The following is a 17,444-nucleotide window of genomic DNA, read 5'->3' as shown; positions in this document are numbered from 1 at the left end:
ATTCTCAGGTGAACTCGCAGGCGATGCGGGCGTTGTTATCGAGGGTGGCGTGTACATGTCGCAACCGTTCGCCGATTGCCATGGCTGCGAGCACGCGGTCCGCCACGAGCGGCATCAGGTGTCGCTCGAGCAACTGGTCGACCAGCCGCGCACCACTGTCACTATGGGTACACCGCTCTGCCAGGTGCCCAACCAGGCGTTCGCAATAACTGAAGCTCATGCGGCGCGATTGCAGGCGTTCGCCCAGGCAACCGAGCTTCATTTCCACCAGTTCGTGCAGCACCGGACCGCTTACCGGGTAATACGGCACCACGCGCATGCGTGCCAGCAGCGCCGGCTTGAAATGTCTGGCCAGCAGAGGGCGAATCATTTCTTCCAGATGCTCGGCACTGGGTTGCGTGCCGTTTTCACACAGTTCGCTGATGCGCTCGCTCCCCAGGTTCGATGTCATCAGAATCAGCGTGTTGCGAAAATCTATTTCGCGTCCTTCCCCGTCGTTGGCCAGACCTTTGTCGAATATCTGATAGAACAGGTTCAGAACCTCCGGATCGGCTTTTTCCACTTCATCGAGCAGCACCACCGAATAGGGCTTTTGCCGCACGGCTTCGGTGAGCATGCCGCCCTCGCCATAACCAACGTAGCCTGGCGGTGCGCCGATCAGTCGGGAGATCGTGTGTTTGTCCTGAAACTCAGCCATGTTCAAGGTGGTGATGAAGCGCTCGCCGCCATACAGCAGGTCGGCGAGGGCCCGCGCCGTTTCAGTCTTGCCGGTGCCGCTCGGTCCTACCAGCAGGAAGACACCTGCCGGGGCGTCAGGTTTGTTGAGTCCTGCGGCCGCGGCACGCATTGCTCGGTCGAGGGCCTGTATGGCTTGTTCTTGTCCGCGGATTCGGGCGCGCAAGTCGGTGGCGAAGTCCGCAATGCTTGCGTTGTGCTCCCGTGCCAGTTGCGCCAGCGGTACGCCGGTCCAGGCACTGACCACTTCGGCCACCAGTCGTGGGCAGACTTCGAAGCTGACCAGGCGCTCCTGAGCTTGTGCGTTTGTCAGGGCTCCCAGGGTTTCGTGCAGCGCCGATTGCAAAATCTCGACGTTCAGGTCTTGATCGGTCGCTGTTTTCCGCGCCTCGGCCAACTGCTGGCGGAGCGACAACAGGCGTTCGGCAAGGATTCGCTGCTCTGTCCAGCGGGCTTCTGCTGTCTGGAGCTCTTGTTCGGTGGTGTCCAGCCGCGCATCCAGCGCCTCCAGTTCCTGAAGATCGATCGACAGGCCGGCCTCGGCATCACGACGTAACGCCTGGCGCTGGCGCTCGCCTTCGGCCAGGTTGCCACGCAGTCGCTGAAGACGTTGCGGCGCGGTGGCCAGGCTGATGCGCACACGGGCGCACGCGGTATCGAGTACATCAACCGCCTTGTCTGGCAGTTGACGCCCGGTCAGGTAGCGTGCCGACAGTTGGGCTGCTGTGACTACGGCGTCGTCTCGCAGATAGATGCCATGGCTGCTTTCATAGATCCGGGCCAGACCACGCAGGATGGTGACTGCTTCACTGACGCTCGGCTCGTGCAACTGCACGGGCTGGAAACGACGGGCCAGGGCCGGGTCCTTCTCGAAGTATTTCTTGTACTCGCTCCAGGTGGTGGCGGCGATGGTGCGAAGCTCGCCTCGGGCCAGGGCCGGCTTGAGCAGGTTGGCTGCGTCGGAGCCGCCGGCGTTGTTGCCTGCGCCGATCAGCGTGTGGGCTTCATCGATGAACAGGACGATGGATTGGGAGGACGCCTTGACCCCGTCGATTACACCTTTGAGGCGCCGCTCGAATTCGCCCTTGATACTGGCACCGGCCTGCAACAGGCCCATATCCAGCGAAAGCAGCTCGACGCCCTCAAGCGCCGGTGGCACTTCTCCCGCCGCTATACGCAACGCCAGGCCTTCGACGATGGCTGTCTTGCCCACCCCGGCTTCGCCCACCGCGATCGGGTTGTTTTTGCGGCGACGCACCAGGATATCGATCATTTGCCCGATCTCGCCGTCCCGGCAAAGCACCGGATCAAGCTGTCCTTCACGGGCCTGTTGGGTCAGGTTGTGGGTAAAACGCTCCAGTAGGGAGTCATGCGGTGGCATGGACGGGACGGCGACTGGTTGATCCTGTCGTGACAGGACGAACCCTTTCAGTCGGTCGATATTCAATCGGGTGAGAAGCGTGTGATAAGGCGTGCCTGCGTGGCGGACAGGGTTGCACAGCAATGCCAGGATCAGGGCCGCTTCTCCGATCTCGTGCTGACTCAGTTCGAGATGAGCCACCCGTAACGCGTCCTGTAGCCATTGCACCAGTTCAGGCGCAAAGACTGGATTGCGCGAGGCATGGGATTCAGCTTTTGGTCGTAGAATCGCGCTCAATTGGTCTGGATCTATCCGAGCATCCTGCAAGGCACGCGCGAGCAGCCCTTGCGGTCGCTGCAGCAGGCCCAGCAACAAATCTTCCACCAAGACCTTGTCTGCTCCGCGGGCCACGCACTGTTCTGCCGAGCGTTCCAGGTCGGTTTTCGTATCGGCGTCCAGCGCCTGGATGAGTTGCTGGAGGTCTACGTTGGTCATCTCATCTATCCCTAATGATTTTTGCTGCCCAGGGTCACGACCCCGTCGACGCTTGCCTGGCCCAGCCAACTGGTCCAACCCAGGTGGCAGTTGTTCCGTTTACCAATGCGTAATTCGCGTATTTCCTGTGGGCGCAGGACCAGGCGTATGTCGTAGTCGAGAGGGGCCGGCAGGGTGAAACGCACCAGCGCGCAGAGCGCCTGATATCCGGAACCGATGGGCAGGAAGTCGTGGAAGCGTTGCCAGCCCAGCTCCCGGATATGGATCCGGAACTTGCCGCTGCGGTCGCGCACCTGTTCGCCCAGTACCAAGTCTTCGCTCAACAGGCAGTTGATGGTTCCCAGGCCATTGAGCTGCTCGGGAAGGATCTTCACCGGACGTTCGATGCATTGTTCGAGGCTCAACTGAGCGTGCTTGAAGTAGTAGCGCAGTACAGCTTCGATCAGTGCCGCCGAATGGGCCCGTAGGCTCAAAAGCCCCAGGTAGGGCAGCAGCCGTTTCCAGTTCAGTTGGGTGGCCTTGCGGATCTCTTCCCCTCCCAGGCCGACCAGGGCAAACAATTGTTCGGAAAAGCCGTCTCGAGCCCCGCTTCGAAAACTGGCGCTGTAGCGATACTTGCGCCAGATCGGCAACATCAGCCGTTGGAGACGATGATGGAACAGGTCGAGAAAGTGCCGGGTCGGATTGCCTCGCTCGTCCTCATGAAGGGCTTGTTCAGCATAGAACGCCGGTAACGGGGAGCCCGCTCCTACCAGACTGAGCAGATTCAAGCGCAGGCGTGCCCGCATCTGCCCCTGCTCTTCGAAAAACTCCACGTGCTCGATGTCACTGGCCGCGAATCCCAGGCTCGGGTTGGCCTGGAATTCCACTAGCTCGTACAAATCATCATCGCTCAGTAACGGATGTGCCTCACGCAGCCGGTCGATGGTCAGCAGGACTGCCTGGAAGAGCGAGTACTCGCGTATTTTTTGCGTCAGCGTACTTATAGAATCGGCTGCTGGCCCATGCGCGGCGTCCATTGGTACACCTCTCCTTGTGTGCTGTTCACTCGCAGTTCGTGGTACGAATTGAGGCTGACATAAAGCGCAAAGAACTCGTTCAGGACCGAAGCGAAAACGAACAGGTCTCCTTCACCGATGTACCCCTGCGGATCGATCGTCAGTTCGGTTCGCAAGCCGCGAACCGGCAGGCCCCGGTGTAGCCGGTCGACATGCTGGTGCGTGATCGACTTGAGCCCGTCCAGCAGACACTGGCTGGCTCGCTCTGTCTGTTCGTCGTGGTAGCGCGGAAAATCATAGGTTTCGAGAATCACCTTGAGTGCGTTCACATCCGCCAACGACAGATAGTTGAGCGACATGTTGCTGATCAACCTCCAGAGAAAGTCCTGACCAAGTGGCGGCGCGAAACTCCGGGTGACCGGACCGATATTGCGAAAGGTCAACAATTCGGGGCTTTTTTCACCGGGCTGGTCGATGTCACCCACCTTGAGTCGATGTGGCAGGTTCTGGTTGGTGCACATCAGTTCGATCGACAGCGTTTCATGGGGTTGGATGTCCCGAGCGCCGAAGCCCAGGTACGTGTCCAGCCCATCGTGCAGCAGCGATGGACGTAAGCGGATGCTGTAGTAAGGATGGGGTTGGGATGTATCGAAGCTTGGGTCGTGCTCGAAGGATTCGAATGGCACATAGGTGCGATAGCCCAAGCCTCCGGGATTCCAGCCGGTAACGCTTTGCACCGAATACACGTCGCACTGCTCTTGGTCGTAATCGGCGGGCCGCAGCAGGTACTCGTTCTGTTTGCCATCAAGGCGGATCGGCTGTGCGTCGTGCTTGAACAAATTGACGATGGGTGTGCAATGGAGCTTGACGTTATCCAGCGTCGGGCGAAGCTGCTGGATGCCACTCTTGCCAATGTCGAAGCGCAGTTCCAGGCCACGTAACTGTTCAAGGCTGGCCAGGGGCAGCGCATTGAGCGCGTCCAGGCCGTTGATGTCGACGAACAGGAACTTGTCCTGGAAGGCGAAGTATTCCTGAAGATAGCGATAGCCACGAAAGGTATTCATCGGATAGGGGATCAGGGCTTCCTCTTCGGCAAACCCTACCGGCTGGACACGGTTGGCGGGGATTGCGAAGGACATCGACGTACCGTCAGCCATACTGATGGGCTTGCCAGCAGCGTCCAGTGGGACGAGTTCGATAACCTTGAGATGACGCAGCAGGCTGAGATAGAGCATCTGGCTGATGTACCGCTCACCGGCAAAATGCAGGCGCACACGGCTCAACTGCAATTCACCCAGGTGGCCGTCGCACTGCATCTCCAGGCGCAGGCTCAGCACCGAGCTGTCGCCCTTGACCGAAAAGCCAAGCTCGGTCAAATCCAGCGAGAGCACATCGGTCGGGTAACAGGTGCGAAAACGGCAACGGATCTCTTGGATGGGTTTGCTTTCAACCGGGGTATCGCGTTCCACCCGCAAGGCTGGGCCGGAGCGTTTCAGAGGGGCAAATTGCAGAATGCTGAATGCCGGTAGTGGCCGCATGTAGTTAGGCCACAACAGGCGCATCAGTGAATGGCTCAGCTCCGGCAATTGGTCATCGAGCTTCTGACGCAAACGTCCGGTCAGGAACGCAAAGCCCTCCAGTAACCTCTCCACGTCCGGATCCCGTCCGGCTTGGCCAAGGAACGGCGCCAACGCCGGGTTACGCTCGGCAAAACGCCGTCCCAACTGACGAAGCGCGGTCAGTTCGCTCTGGTAGTAGTGGTTGAATGACACGGTGTGGCTATCCTTGACTGACCTTGGCCCGGCCGTTGCCATCCAGGCAGACGGAGAAACTCATCTGTCGCTTCGAACCGTCCATTACCAGCGAAGCATCAATGGTCAAGAACAGGCAAAGCGGATTGGTATTGCTCGGCGTTGCAGCGACGCGGACGTCGCCCAGGCGCGGCTCATGCGCCTCGATGAACGTCCTGATCGCCCGGCAGGCCTGGACTTGTGCGTCATGCAAGCTCAGGCGCATGTCATTGAGGTCCGGTAAACCGTAATCGGATGACGTTTGTACGCTACCGGCTCGCGTGCTGAGCATCCTGGTCAGATGAGCCGCCACGGATGCGATGACACACGCCTCGCGGCCCAAGCCCGCCCGTTTCTCGCTAACACCGTCCAGGCGTTCGAAAAGGCTTCCGTAAGTCATGGGCCGTTCTTATGCCTTGTCCAATTTGCCAACCAGCGACAGCGTGAAATCGGCCCCCATGTACTTGAAGTGTGGGCGGACGTTAAGGCTGACGCGGTACCAACCCGGTTCACCTTCCACATCGCTGACGACGACCCTGGCCGCGCGCAAGGGACGGCGACCACGGACTTCGGCACTCGGGTTCTCCTGGTCGGCCACGTACTGGCGGATCCAGTGGTTGAGCTCGCGCTCCAGGTCCGTGCGTTCTTTCCAAGACCCCAGTTGCTCACGCTGCAACACCTTCAGGTAATGGGCCAGGCGATTGACGATCATCATGTACGGCAGTTGGGTGCCCAGCTTGTAGTTCAGCTCTGCGTGCTTGTCCTCGACGCCGATACCGAAGTACTTCGGCTTTTGTACGGAACTGGCGGAGAAAAACGCGGCGTTATCGCTACCCTTGCGCATGGTCAGGGGGATGAAACCTTCTTCGGCCAACTCATACTCACGGCGGTCGGAAACCAGCACTTCGGTTGGAATCTTGGTTTCGATTTCGCCCATGCTTTCGAAATGGTGCAACGGCAGGTCTTCAACCGCGCCTCCACTTTGCGGGCCGACGATGTTGGGGCACCAGCGGAATTTGGCGAAACTGTCGGTCAGTCGGGTGCCAAACGCGTAGGCAGTATTGCCCCACAGGTAGTGTTCGTGGCTGTTGGCGACGATTTCCTTGTAGACGAACGACTTGACCGGGTTTTCTTCCGGATCGTATGGCGTGCGCAACAGGAAGCGTGGAACGGTCAAGCCGACGTAACGAGCATCTTCGGATTGACGGAAGCTTTGCCATTTGGCGAATTGCGGGCCTTCGAAGTGGTCTTTAAGGTCCTTGAGATCCGGAAGGCCTGTGAAGCTTTCCAGGCCAAAGAACTTCGGCCCGGCCGCCGCGATGAAAGGCGCATGGGCCATGCAGGCCACGCTGGCCACGTACTGCATCAGTTTCACGTCCGGCGAGCTGGGAGACATGAAGTAGTTGGCGATGATCGCCCCTACCGGCCGTCCGCCAAACTGGCCGTACTCAGCGGTGTAGATATGTTTGTACAAGCCCGACTGCATGACCTCGGGGGAGTCTTCGAAATCTTCCAGCAAATCGCTCTTGGAGATGTTGAGCATTTCGATCTTGATGTTCTCGCGGAAGTTGGTGCGATCGACCAGCAACTGCAAGCCACGCCATGCTGCCTCCAACGCCTGGAACTCTGGATGATGGAGGATCTCGTCCACCTGGCGGCTGAGCTTGGCATCGATTTCGGCGATCATGCGATCCACCAGGGCCTTCCTGACCGGCTCACCACTGTTCTGCGGCTTGAGCAATTCTTCGATGAAGGCCGATACCCCGCGCTTGGCGATGTCATAGGCTTCGTCGTCCGGCGTCAGGCGGGTCTGGGCAATGATGGTTTCCAGAATGCCGTACTCACCGTTGTTTTGATGCTGTTGCTGTGTTGCCTGGGTACTCATGTGGCGGCTTCCTTGTCTGTGGAAATCAAGCGTCCTTTGCTGCGGCGTTCAGGCCCAGCTCATCCAGGACGCGACTGCGGGATGCTTCATCGGTCAGCACGTCTTCAATGGCCTTGCGAAACGCCGGTGCATTGCCCAGCGGCCCTTTGAGCGCCACCAGGGCCTCACGCAGTCCCATCAGTTGCTTGAGTTCCGGCAGTTGCTCGACGAGGCTGGCAGGGTTGAAATCCTTCATGGAGTTCAGATGCAGTTGAACGGTCAATTCCTCGGTATCGCTTTCATCCCTGAGACGGTTCGGTACGTTCAGGGTCAGGTTCAGCTCTTGCTTGGCCATGACTTCGTCGAAGGTCATCTTGTCGATGCTGATGGGTTTTCGATCCTCGAACTTGCGTTCGTCTTCGCGGTGGGTGTAATCGCCGATCGCCAACAGCTTCAGCGGCAGCTCAATTTCCTCCTTGGGGCCGCCAGTGGCGGGCTTGAAAGTAACGTTGATGCGTTCCTTCGGTGCTACCGAGCCTTCTTTGGCCATGATTTTCTCCTTGTAATGGGGTGGTGGAGGCCTATCCAATGACCCGTTCGAGGTCCAAGTGACACAACCTTCGGAAAGTCTCTTCCTTACGCTCTCGTACGGGGTGGTTCTGAGGCAGCAACTCGCAGCAGTGGTGAAGCAGATGCAACACCTGCAAGGCGAGCGCCGGCTCCCAGGCATTCAGCTCCGGGTGCTGTAGCCTTTGATCGAGGGCTTCGAGCTGGACTTTGGCGAGTTCGTATTTTTTGGCTGAAAAGCACAACCGGGCCATCGCGAACCGCCATAGAAAGCATTCGCGAGCGCCTTGGGCGGTTTGCATGCCTTGCCTGAGCAATTGAACGGCGGATCTGAGACCCTCCCTGAGTAGGACCAACTGGGCCTCTTCCAACGCCTGCTCCCAAGGCGCAGGGTGGCTGCCAGCTTCGATTCCGGGCGCGGCGCTGGCGCGCTGCAAGTGAGGCATGACCTGGGCAGCGATCCACGCCCGCGTATCTGGATCGGCAAATGGCGAGCCGTCATGCCAGCGCAGTTCGATAACGTCCGGCAAGCGCTGGATGAACAAGGCGAAATGGACCTCCAGCTCGAGCATCGCCGCTTCAGCGTGCAGTCCTTGCAGGCATTCCCAGGCGAACCTCTGGCCGTCGAGCCAGAAGGGTGCCTTCGCCAGACTAGCCTCGATCTCCACCAACAGATCCGCAAAGCTGCCTCGTTGGAGGCTGTCTTGATAAGCCTTGAGTTTGGCTACTGGTAATCCGCGCAACTGGGTGATCTGTCCGGCGTCGTGCTCGGGTAGCGCATCGATGGCCAGCCAGTGCAAAGCACGATTCAGACGCAGGGCGCGGATGTCGGTGGCTTTTTGTCTGAGCCACCAGGCGCACAATGTGCGTGCGCTTTCCTGCTGGGCGCGCAACACTTTTTGGGCTTCTTTTTCGTTCTCGATAGACGCGACGGGGGCGAGGAGTTGAGTGGTAGTTTGTTTGACCTGAGTCGCTACTGCCTCTATGGCGCCGGGTTTGGACGGCTCGTCGGTAGCACGCCGGATCATATGCTCGAGCCGCCGGCTTAGTGGCAATAGCAGTGGAGCTTCATCTCCCAAATGGGTTGTGCAGATGCTCTCGAGGCTTTTAAGTTGTTCCAGCAACTGTCGGAATAAGGGCAACTGTTCTTTGATGGCTACGTCATCGCCCAGAGCCTGTTCCAGGCGAGGCAGCAGCCAATGGATACTGGCGGAACGGGTCCTGATCTTGGCGGGATGGATCTGCGACCAATGGTTTTGGCACAGGTGCCGCACGAGACAAAGGCCGGCCAGCAGACCCGGGAAAGACTCACATTGGTACAGCGCCCATGTCAGCCAGATCGCCACCCGCAAGTCTTTGGATTGGGTGCGCAACAGAGCCTCGCTCTGTTCAAGGACTTTTAACCAATCCACCTGGCCAGTTTCATGCACCGACAGGGCTTTGCCCAATTCGCACTCCAGCGCTTCAAATTCATTTGAAAAACGCACGTCCGCACCCACGAAACTCTCTTCGGTGACAGGAGTCTTGGCGAGAATCAAGTATTGGGTGGACAGTTTATTTACGTAAGACATTCATTGCCTTAAGGGTGTGTGGTGCTTTTTTCGAGTTATAAATAGTTTCTGATTATCAAAATCTGACTGATTTCTGTAAGAAATTTCGGATTTCTAATCAATCGGTTAGAGTTTTAATAAATAAATTCGTTGGTCGAATGTTCGTTGCGAAGAATGCCAAAAATATAAAAACAGAAATGTAGGAATTTTCTGTAAAACAGTGCGCTAAAGGACATTGATGTAATGGCAGAGAGCTTTAAGGAGATGCTGCGCACATTAATCGTGGCGATACGATTGGTAAGAGAGGTTGCGCCAGTCTCTGGGAGCTGAGCTTGCTCACGATGGTGGAGCAGATTTGGAATGAGAGGCGGCTGACCCACCGCTATCGCGAGCAGGGCTCGCTCCCACAGTAGATGTGTGGTGGGGCGAGGATGGGGTATGGCGCCGGGCCTGTGGGCAAGCTCAGCGCCTGCGGGTTACTGCTTTTCCAACACCCACTGCCGCTTACCCGGCGTGAACGACGGCATTTCATCGGCCAGCGCTGCATTCACAGTCTGGAATATTTCCAGCGTCTTGCCGTTGCGGGCGAAGATCCAGGTGTTGCCGTGGCCGTTCTGTTGCAGCCAGATGTTGTCGTTGCCGCCGCTCATGGAGGCGCAGTCGCCAGCCAGGCAGAGGGCGTAGCGGTCGGCGCCGGGGAGGCCGCTGACCTGGCCGTCGGGTCGGAACTGCACGCTGGCGCCTTGGCCGGGGCCGTCGACGATGTTCCAGGTGCCACCCAGGTAGGCGGCATACAGCGCTCGCTCGAAGCTGGCGCCGATAGGGGCGCCTTCCGGTACCTGGACCTGGGCGCGGTCGAAGACTTGCTGGGGTTCGTTCTCGGTGGCGGTCTGGCTCAGTTGGTCGCCGTCGCGCTGGAGTTCGCTGGCCGAGCTGCCGTAGAAATCGACTTTCCACGCGCCGTCTTCTTCGCCCAGCAACTTGCCTTCGACGTTTTCAAAGCCGTTGGTGTAGCGCGCCTGACCGGCTCGGGTGTTGACGTCCCATTCTAGGTTCGGGCCATAGGCCTGCAGGGCTTCGCGCAGTGGGCCGCCCTTGGCGGCAGCGTCGATGGCGGCCTGGTTGATCCAGGTGCCGCTGATGTCACGGTCGGCGGGGTCGCTGGCGCAGCCGGCCAGGAAGAGGGCGAGCAGCGGGAGAGCAAGCGCTTTGCGCATGGTGGAATCCTTTCAAAACGAAAACGGCGCAGCGGGGGATGCTGCGCCGGCCTTGTTACTCGATGACCAGGATGGCATCCATCTCGACCTGCGCACCCTTGGGCAGGGCGGCCACGCCGATGGCGGCGCGGGCAGGGTAGGGCTGTTCGAAGTACTTGCCCATGATCTCGTTGACCTTGGCGAAGTGGCTCAGGTCGGTGAGGAAGATGTTGAGCTTGACGATGTCCTTGAACGAACCACCGGCTGCCTCGGCCACGGCCTTGAGGTTTTCGAACACTTGCACGGTCTGGGCTTCGAAGCCTTCCACCAGCTCCATGGTTTTCGGGTCCAGTGGGATCTGGCCCGACATGTACACGGTGTTGCCTGCCTTGATCGCCTGGGAGTAGGTGCCGATGGCGGCCGGGGCCTTGTCGCTGGTGATAACGGTCTTGGTCATGAGGACTCCTTGTTGTGGGTGGGCTACGCGCGCATGCGGGTGATGCGGATGACGCCGGTCAGGGCGCGCAGTTTCTTGATCACGCGGGCCAGATGCACGCGGTCGTGCACGCTGACCACCAGTTGGACGACGCTGATGCGGCCATCGCGTTCGTCCATGCTGATTTTCTCGATGTTGCCGTCGGCGGCGTTGACGCTGCTGGCCAGCAGGGCGATCAGGCCGCGCTGGTGTTCCAGCTCGACCCGCAGCTCGACGTTGAATTCGCCGGTGACATCCTTGGCCCAGGAGAGCTGGATGCATTTTTCCGGGTTGTGGCGGATTTCGCTGATGTTGCGGCAGTTTTCCAGGTGCACCACCATCCCCTTGCCGGCGGACAGGTGGCCGACGATCGGGTCGCCCGGAATCGGCGTGCAGCACTTGGCGTAGCTGAGCACCAGGCCCTCGGTGCCGCGAATCGCCAGCGGGCCTTCGGGGCTTGGCAGCTGTTCGCCTTCGCCGAGCAGGCGGCGGGCGACGACGTAGGCCATGCGGTTGCCCAGGCCGATGTCTTCGAGCAGGTCTTCGACCAGTTCGAGGCGGTACTCGGTGAGCATGATCTGCACGCGCTCGGCCGGGATCTTGTCCAGGGAGCTGTCGAAGCCGTTGAGGACTTTGTTCAGCAGGCGTTCGCCCAGGCTGATGGATTCGGAACGACGTTGCAGTTTCAGGGCGTGGCGGATGTGAGTCCGGGCCTTGCCGGTGACCACGAAGTTGAGCCAGGCGGGGTTCGGCCGCGCACCGGGGGCGCTGACGATTTCCACCGTGGAGCCGCTTTGCAGCGGTTCGGACAGCGGCGCCAGACGACGATTGATGCGACAGGCGATGCAGCTGTTGCCGACGTCGGTGTGCACCGCGTAGGCGAAGTCCACCGCCGTGGAGCCCTTGGGCAGTTCCATGATCCGGCCCTTGGGCGTGAAGACGTAGACCTCGTCCGGGAACAGGTCGATCTTGACGCTTTCGATGAATTCCAGCGAGTTGCCGGCGCGTTGCTGCATTTCCAGCACGCCCTTGACCCACTGCCGCGCTCGGGCGTGGGTGCCCTTGGGCTGTTCGTCGCCGCTGGATTTGTAGAGCCAATGGGCGGCGATGCCATTGTTGGCCATCTCTTCCATTTCACGGGTGCGGATCTGGATCTCGATCGGGACGCCGTGCATGCCGAACAACGTGGTATGCAGCGATTGGTAGCCGTTGGCCTTGGGTATCGCGATGTAGTCCTTGAAGCGCCCCGGCAGCGGTTTGTACAAATTATGTACGGCACCCAGCACGCGATAGCAGGTGTCGACCTTGTCGACGATGATCCGGAACGCGTACACGTCCATGATCTCGTTGAAGGCCCGACGCTTGCCGCGCATTTTCTTGTAGATGCCGTAGAGGTGTTTCTGCCGGCCGCTGACTTCGCCTTCGATGCCGTCAATGGCCAGGCAGTGGCTCAGCGACTCTTCGATCTTGTTGACGATTTCCTTGCGGTTGCCCCGGGCGCGCTTGACGGCCTGGTTGATCCGCGCCGAACGCATCGGGTGCATGGCCTTGAAGCCGAGGTCTTCGAACTCGATGCGAATCGCATGCATGCCCAGGCGGTTGGCGATGGGCGCGTAGATTTCCAGGGTTTCCTTGGCGATGCGCCGGCGTTTTTCACCGGACAGTACTTCCAGGGTGCGCATGTTGTGGAGGCGGTCGGCGAGCTTGACCAGGATCACGCGAATGTCGCGGGCCATGGCCATGGCCATTTTCTGGAAGTTTTCGGCCTGAGCCTCGGCCTTGGTCTCGAAGTTCATCTGGGTCAGTTTGCTGACCCCGTCGACCAGTTCGGCCACGGTCTCGCCGAACTGCGCTTGCAGCGCTTCCTTGGCGATGCCGGTGTCTTCGATCACGTCATGGAGCATGGCGGCCATCAGGCTCTGATGGTCCATGTGCATGTCGGCCAGGATATTCGCCACCGCAAGGGGATGCGTGACGTACGCCTCGCCGCTGCGGCGGCGCTGGCCGTCGTGGGCTTGTTCGGCGTAGAAATAGGCTCGGCGGACCAGATTGACCTGGTCCGTGCCGAGGTAGGCCGATAAGCGATCGGCGAGGGCGTCTATGCTCGGCATGATGATGACTCCTGCCGTTTGCTGTGACCCCGCGCCGTGCTACGTCGACCAGGCATAGATTTAGACCGCCTCGTTGGACTCGTCCTCGAACGCCGCGAACAGCGGTTCGTCTTCAACGATTTCAGCATTGGCGATGAACTCGTAGCTCATCAGGCCTTCGGCGATTTCACGCAGCGCTACCACGGTAGGCTTGTCGTTTTCCCACTGGACCAACGGCTCTTTGCCACCGGTGGCCAGCTGACGGGCCCGCTTGGTAGAGAGCATGACCAGCTCAAAGCGGTTTTCCACGTGTTCTAGGCAGTCTTCAACGGTTACGCGGGCCATGGTATTCCTCGGAGCGAATGCAATATGCGCGCTGCCCGGTTGGGCGAGCGGACTCGACAGTTTAAAAAAACACCAGCGTTTAGGGAAGCGCTGATTTTTTGACCAAACCCCTCGGCGCGCTGCGACTACCAATGTAAAGCCGTCGCAGCGGTTTTGGGAAGGGCCGGTCAGCCCAGCAGTTCGGCCAATAATTTTCCGAAACGTTGCTGCTGGCGTTTCTGTTGCAGCTGATTGGCGCGGAAAATCGCTTTCAGGTCGTCCAGTGCGTGGGCGAAATCATCATTGATGATCAGGTAATCGTAGTCCACGTAGTGGCTCATTTCGCTGACTGCTTCGCGCATCCGGCCTTCGATGATCTCGTCGCTGTCCTGGCCACGGTTGGTCAGGCGCTGGCGCAAGGCCTGCTGGCTCGGTGGCAGGATGAAGATCGAGCGGGCCTGGGGCATCAGCTTGCGCACCTGCTCGGCGCCTTGCCAGTCGATTTCCAGGATCAGGTCATGGCCTTCGTCCAGGGTCTGTTGCAGGTGGCTTTGCGAGGTGCCGTAGAGGTTGCCAAAGACTTCGGCGCGTTCCAGGAAGTCGCCGTGTTCGGCCATCCTCACGAATTCTTCGCGGTCGACGAAGTGATAGTTCACCCCGTTCACTTCGCCTGGACGCATGGCGCGGGTGGTGTGCGAGACCGAGACGCGGATCTGCGGCTCGGCGTCGATCAGGGCCTTGACCAGGCTGGTCTTGCCGGCGCCCGAGGGCGCGGAAATGATGTAGAGGGTGCCGGTGCTGTGGGTCATGTCGGGTTAGCCTTACTCAATGTTCTGCACTTGTTCGCGCATCTGCTCGATCAACACCTTGAGGTTGACCGCAGCCTGGGTGCTGCGCGGGTCGAAGGCTTTGGAGCCCAGTGTATTGGCTTCGCGGTTGAGTTCCTGCATCAGGAAGTCGAGGCGGCGGCCGGCCGCGCCACCGGATTTGAGCACCCGGCGGACTTCGATGATGTGGGTGCTCAGACGATCCAGTTCTTCGGCCACGTCGCTCTTTTGCGCGAGCATGACCATTTCCTGTTCCAGGCGCTGCGGGTCCAGCTCGGCCTTCATGTCGGCGAAGCGATCGAGGACTTTCTGGCGCTGGGTGGCAAGCATCTGCGGGACCAGCTCGCGCAAGGTCGCCACGTCTTCTTCGATTGACGTCAGGCGCTCGTTGATCAGCCGGGCCAGTTCCGCGCCTTCGCGCTCACGGCCCGCCTTGAGTTCCTTGAGGCCCTGATTGAACAGCGCCAGTGCCTCGGCGTTCAGTGCCTGCGGGTCGCTCGCGTCACCCACCAGCACGCCGGGCCAGGCCAGGACTTCCAGCGGGTTCAGGGCGGCGGGGTGCTTGATCAGACTGGCGACGGTTTCGGCGGCGGCCACCAGTTGCGCGGCGCGCTCGCGGTCCACTTGCAGGGTTTTGCCGGTATTTTCCTCGGTGAAACGCAGGGTGCATTCCAGTTTGCCCCGGGACAGGCCCTGGCGCAGCGCTTCGCGCACGCCGCCTTCCAGGTCGCGGAAGGACTCGGGCAGGCGCAGGTGCGGCTCCAGGTAACGGCTGTTGACCGAGCGCAGTTCCCAGCTCAGCGTGCCTTGGGTGCCGGCCTTTTCGACGCGGGCGAAGGCGGTCATGCTGTGCACCATGGGGGTTCCTCGCAATGCAGGTCGGGCACGACGGTGGTCGTGGCGCCTGGAATCTATGAATAAAAGCCGACGGGCAGCAAAGGCGCAGGATTGTAGCGCAGTGAGGCGCATGGCCCCAAACCGGGCCTGTGACAAAGCGCTGCAGCCCGTCGGGCGGGGCTTTGAGGGGCCTCGCTCGTCGCAACGGTTTTTTAGAACTGCCTTCTGCCGGTCGACGGCTCTATAATGCCGGCAGTTTTCCGTCCTCTGTACAGGTGTTCCCTATGAAACGTCCAAGTGGTCGCGCTGCCGATCAGCTTCGCTCGATCCGCATTACCCGCAACTACACCAAACACGCCGAGGGATCTGTACTGGTCGAATTCGGTGACACCAAGGTCATCTGCACCGTCAGCGTCGAAAACGGCGTGCCACGGTTCCTCAAGGGCCAGGGCCAAGGCTGGCTGACCGCCGAATACGGCATGCTGCCGCGTGCCACCGGTGAGCGGAACCAGCGCGAGGCCAGCCGTGGCAAGCAGGGTGGCCGTACCTTGGAAATCCAGCGCCTGATCGGCCGTTCGCTGCGCGCCGCTCTGGACATGTCCAAGCTGGGCGACGTGACGCTGTATGTCGATTGCGACGTGATCCAGGCCGACGGCGGTACCCGCACTGCGTCCATCACCGGTGCCATGGTCGCGCTGGTCGATGCCTTGAAAGTGATCAAGAAGCGTGGCGGCCTGAAGGGCGGCGATCCGCTTAAACAGATGATCGGCGCGGTATCCGTGGGCATGTACCAGGGCGAGCCGGTACTGGACCTGGACTACCTGGAAGATTCCGCCGCCGAGACCGACCTGAACGTGGTCATGACCAGTGCCGGCGGCTTCATCGAAGTGCAGGGCACCGCCGAAGGCGCACCGTTCCAGCCTGAAGAATTGAACGCTATGCTGGAGCTGGCGAAGAAAGGCATGAGCGAGATTTTCGAACTGCAAAAGGCCGCGTTGGCCGACTGATCGTTTCACGCTTCAGACAAGGAGAGCGACATGAGTGATGAGCAAGTCCTGCTGCCCAAGCCAAGCCAGGAGGCACGTCAGTGGGCGATGTTCTGCCACCTGTCCGCCTTGCTGGGCATCGTGATTCCGTTTGGTACGCTGATCGGGCCGCTGGTGCTCTGGCAGGTCAAGCGTGAGTCCGACCCGTTCGTCGATGCCCAGGGCAAGGAAGCGCTGAACTTCCAGATCACGGTGGCGATTGCCTCGCTCATCAGCTTCCTGTTGATGATCGTGGTGATTGGCTTCTTCCTGTTTGGGCTGATCGCCATCGGTGCGCTGGTGCTGACCATCATCGCCGGGATCAAGGCCAATGAAGGGCAGCCGTACCGATATCCGTTCACCTGGCGGGTGATCAAATAACGATCAGTGAATAACCCCTGTGGGAGCGAGCTCTGCTCGCTCCCACAGGGGTAAAGCGATCAGCCACAAAAAAACCGACATCGCTGTCGGTTTTTTTGTGGCTGTAAGATGACACTCAGATCGTCAGCGTCCAGTCGTAGTCCACGATCAGCGGCGCGTGCTGCGAGAACCGTGGCTGGCGCGGCAGCCGGGCGCTGCGTACGAAGCGGCGCAGGCCTGGTGTCAGCAACTGGTAGTCGAAGCGCCAACCGAGGTTGAGCATCTCCGCCTGTTCGTTATCCGGCCACCAGCTGTACTGATCGCCTTCACGGCTGACCTCGCGCAGGGCGTCGACATAGCCCATGTTGCCGATGATCTCGTCCATCCACGCCCGCTCCGGCGCCAGGAAGCCAGGCGATTGCTGGCTGTCGCGCCAGTTCTTGATGTCCAGCTTCTGTTGCGCCACGTATAGCGAGCCACAATAGATGTACTCGCGACGTTTGCGTCGCTGTTTATCAAGGTAACGGGCGAAGTCGTCCATCAACTTGAATTTCTGATTCAAATCTTCATCGCCGTTCTGCCCCGAAGGGAGCAGTAAGGTCGCGATGCTGACCTTGTCGAAATCGGCCTGCAGGTAGCGCCCGTAGCGGTCCGCCGTCTCGAAACCGAGACCGTTGATGACAGCCTTCGGTTGCAGCCGCGAGTACAAAGCCACGCCACCCTGGGCGGGGACTTCTGCATCGCAGGCATAAAGGAAGTAACCATCCAGTTGGAAGGCTGCATCGTCCAGTTCAAAGGCGGAGGCACGGGTATCCTGCAGGCAGATGACGTCGGCATTCTGTGCTTGCAGCCAACTGAGCAAACCACGCTCCACTGCAGCCTGAATACCATTGACGTTCACACTGATGATCCGCATAAATGGCCCCAAAAATCACGTGCGTGTATGATACA

Annotated in this window: 16 protein-coding genes; 2 read left to right on the top strand and 14 right to left on the bottom strand. The window is 59.9% G+C overall.

The features are described 5' to 3' along the window. Nucleotides 1-4: 4 nt before the first annotated feature. From tssH to LCU97_RS14350, 13 genes are all read right to left on the bottom strand, one after another. A complete protein-coding gene (gene tssH, locus LCU97_RS14410) occupies nucleotides 5-2,590 on the bottom strand; it encodes a type VI secretion system ATPase TssH (protein WP_232776895.1) in 2,586 nt (861 codons plus the stop codon). An 11-nt stretch (nucleotides 2,591-2,601) separates the two neighbouring features. Further along, nucleotides 2,602-3,609, bottom strand: a complete 1,008-nt coding sequence (gene tssG / locus LCU97_RS14405; protein ID WP_053148711.1) for a type VI secretion system baseplate subunit TssG — start codon at nucleotides 3,607-3,609, stop codon at nucleotides 2,602-2,604. Further along, the gene (gene tssF / locus LCU97_RS14400) at nucleotides 3,573-5,360 is read right to left on the bottom strand and encodes a type VI secretion system baseplate subunit TssF (RefSeq protein ID WP_232776892.1); all 1,788 of its coding nucleotides are present in this window, start codon (nucleotides 5,358-5,360) and stop codon (nucleotides 3,573-3,575) included. The genes tssG and tssF overlap by 37 nt, the downstream gene beginning before the upstream one ends. Before the next feature lie 7 nt (nucleotides 5,361-5,367). Continuing rightward, nucleotides 5,368-5,778 (bottom strand): type VI secretion system baseplate subunit TssE, encoded by a 411-nt coding sequence (tssE, locus tag LCU97_RS14395; RefSeq protein ID WP_053148701.1) that lies wholly within the window; start codon nucleotides 5,776-5,778, stop codon nucleotides 5,368-5,370. Between the two features lie 9 nt (nucleotides 5,779-5,787). Further along, nucleotides 5,788-7,263 carry a type VI secretion system contractile sheath large subunit gene (gene tssC / locus LCU97_RS14390; protein WP_053148697.1) on the bottom strand — a complete coding sequence of 492 codons (1,476 nt, stop codon included), beginning with the start codon at nucleotides 7,261-7,263 and terminating at the stop codon, nucleotides 5,788-5,790. A 25-nt stretch (nucleotides 7,264-7,288) separates the two neighbouring features. Beyond that, nucleotides 7,289-7,792, bottom strand: a complete 504-nt coding sequence (gene tssB / locus LCU97_RS14385) for a type VI secretion system contractile sheath small subunit (RefSeq protein WP_232776890.1) — start codon at nucleotides 7,790-7,792, stop codon at nucleotides 7,289-7,291. 31 nt (nucleotides 7,793-7,823) lie between these two features. Then, nucleotides 7,824-9,380, bottom strand: a complete 1,557-nt coding sequence (tssA, locus tag LCU97_RS14380) for a type VI secretion system protein TssA (RefSeq protein WP_232776888.1) — start codon at nucleotides 9,378-9,380, stop codon at nucleotides 7,824-7,826. 455 nt (nucleotides 9,381-9,835) lie between these two features. Continuing rightward, the gene (locus tag LCU97_RS14375) at nucleotides 9,836-10,576 is read right to left on the bottom strand and encodes a hypothetical protein (protein ID WP_232776886.1); all 741 of its coding nucleotides are present in this window, start codon (nucleotides 10,574-10,576) and stop codon (nucleotides 9,836-9,838) included. Nucleotides 10,577-10,631: 55 nt separating this feature from the next. Beyond that, entirely contained in the window at nucleotides 10,632-11,012 is a 381-nt protein-coding gene (locus LCU97_RS14370) for a RidA family protein (protein ID WP_024780260.1), read from the bottom strand. A 23-nt stretch (nucleotides 11,013-11,035) separates the two neighbouring features. Beyond that, the gene (spoT, locus tag LCU97_RS14365; RefSeq protein ID WP_053148682.1) at nucleotides 11,036-13,141 is read right to left on the bottom strand and encodes a bifunctional GTP diphosphokinase/guanosine-3',5'-bis pyrophosphate 3'-pyrophosphohydrolase; all 2,106 of its coding nucleotides are present in this window, start codon (nucleotides 13,139-13,141) and stop codon (nucleotides 11,036-11,038) included. A gap of 60 nt (nucleotides 13,142-13,201) precedes the next feature. After that, nucleotides 13,202-13,465: a DNA-directed RNA polymerase subunit omega gene (gene rpoZ, locus LCU97_RS14360; protein WP_003177259.1), complete on the bottom strand. Its 264-nt coding sequence runs from the start codon at nucleotides 13,463-13,465 to the stop codon at nucleotides 13,202-13,204. 167 nt (nucleotides 13,466-13,632) lie between these two features. Then, complete coding sequence (gene gmk / locus LCU97_RS14355; protein WP_053148679.1) at nucleotides 13,633-14,253, bottom strand: guanylate kinase; 621 nt, start codon at nucleotides 14,251-14,253, stop codon at nucleotides 13,633-13,635. A 12-nt stretch (nucleotides 14,254-14,265) separates the two neighbouring features. Further along, nucleotides 14,266-15,129, bottom strand: a complete 864-nt coding sequence (locus tag LCU97_RS14350) for a YicC/YloC family endoribonuclease (RefSeq protein ID WP_232776884.1) — start codon at nucleotides 15,127-15,129, stop codon at nucleotides 14,266-14,268. Nucleotides 15,130-15,392: 263 nt separating this feature from the next. Between LCU97_RS14350 and rph the strand changes: the two genes are divergently transcribed. Then, nucleotides 15,393-16,115, top strand: coding sequence for a ribonuclease PH (gene rph / locus LCU97_RS14345; protein WP_024780256.1), 723 nt, complete (start codon nucleotides 15,393-15,395; stop codon nucleotides 16,113-16,115). A gap of 30 nt (nucleotides 16,116-16,145) precedes the next feature. Next, nucleotides 16,146-16,514 carry a DUF4870 domain-containing protein gene (locus LCU97_RS14340; RefSeq protein ID WP_053148672.1) on the top strand — a complete coding sequence of 123 codons (369 nt, stop codon included), beginning with the start codon at nucleotides 16,146-16,148 and terminating at the stop codon, nucleotides 16,512-16,514. A 115-nt stretch (nucleotides 16,515-16,629) separates the two neighbouring features. On the opposite strand, the gene LCU97_RS14335 is transcribed toward LCU97_RS14340, so the two are convergent. Beyond that, the gene (locus tag LCU97_RS14335) at nucleotides 16,630-17,409 is read right to left on the bottom strand and encodes an exodeoxyribonuclease III (RefSeq protein ID WP_013694557.1); all 780 of its coding nucleotides are present in this window, start codon (nucleotides 17,407-17,409) and stop codon (nucleotides 16,630-16,632) included. Nucleotides 17,410-17,444: the final 35 nt, after the last annotated feature.

This window comes from Pseudomonas uvaldensis (assembly GCF_021271205.1).
GTDB classification, from domain to species: domain Bacteria; phylum Pseudomonadota; class Gammaproteobacteria; order Pseudomonadales; family Pseudomonadaceae; genus Aquipseudomonas; species Aquipseudomonas uvaldensis.
Note: the sequence above shows the minus strand (reverse complement) of the source record. Positions and strands in the feature narration are given on the sequence as shown.

What these genes read in the sequence shown, in the direction of transcription:
- LCU97_RS14335 (WP_013694557.1), bottom strand. Translation starts at nt 17,409, where the DNA reads ATGCGGATCATCAGTGTGAACGTCAATGGTATTCAGGCTGCAGTGGAG.
- LCU97_RS14375 (WP_232776886.1), bottom strand. Translation starts at nt 10,576, where the DNA reads ATGCGCAAAGCGCTTGCTCTCCCGCTGCTCGCCCTCTTCCTGGCCGGC.
- tssE (WP_053148701.1), bottom strand. Translation starts at nt 5,778, where the DNA reads ATGACTTACGGAAGCCTTTTCGAACGCCTGGACGGTGTTAGCGAGAAA.
- tssH (WP_232776895.1), bottom strand. Translation starts at nt 2,590, where the DNA reads ATGACCAACGTAGACCTCCAGCAACTCATCCAGGCGCTGGACGCCGAT.
- tssG (WP_053148711.1), bottom strand. Translation starts at nt 3,609, where the DNA reads ATGGACGCCGCGCATGGGCCAGCAGCCGATTCTATAAGTACGCTGACG.
- gmk (WP_053148679.1), bottom strand. Translation starts at nt 14,253, where the DNA reads ATGACCCACAGCACCGGCACCCTCTACATCATTTCCGCGCCCTCGGGC.
- LCU97_RS14350 (WP_232776884.1), bottom strand. Translation starts at nt 15,129, where the DNA reads ATGGTGCACAGCATGACCGCCTTCGCCCGCGTCGAAAAGGCCGGCACC.
- LCU97_RS14370 (WP_024780260.1), bottom strand. Translation starts at nt 11,012, where the DNA reads ATGACCAAGACCGTTATCACCAGCGACAAGGCCCCGGCCGCCATCGGC.
- tssB (WP_232776890.1), bottom strand. Translation starts at nt 7,792, where the DNA reads ATGGCCAAAGAAGGCTCGGTAGCACCGAAGGAACGCATCAACGTTACT.
- tssC (WP_053148697.1), bottom strand. Translation starts at nt 7,263, where the DNA reads ATGAGTACCCAGGCAACACAGCAACAGCATCAAAACAACGGTGAGTAC.
- spoT (WP_053148682.1), bottom strand. Translation starts at nt 13,141, where the DNA reads ATGCCGAGCATAGACGCCCTCGCCGATCGCTTATCGGCCTACCTCGGC.
- rpoZ (WP_003177259.1), bottom strand. Translation starts at nt 13,465, where the DNA reads ATGGCCCGCGTAACCGTTGAAGACTGCCTAGAACACGTGGAAAACCGC.
- rph (WP_024780256.1), top strand. Translation starts at nt 15,393, where the DNA reads ATGAAACGTCCAAGTGGTCGCGCTGCCGATCAGCTTCGCTCGATCCGC.
- LCU97_RS14340 (WP_053148672.1), top strand. Translation starts at nt 16,146, where the DNA reads ATGAGTGATGAGCAAGTCCTGCTGCCCAAGCCAAGCCAGGAGGCACGT.
- tssA (WP_232776888.1), bottom strand. Translation starts at nt 9,380, where the DNA reads ATGTCTTACGTAAATAAACTGTCCACCCAATACTTGATTCTCGCCAAG.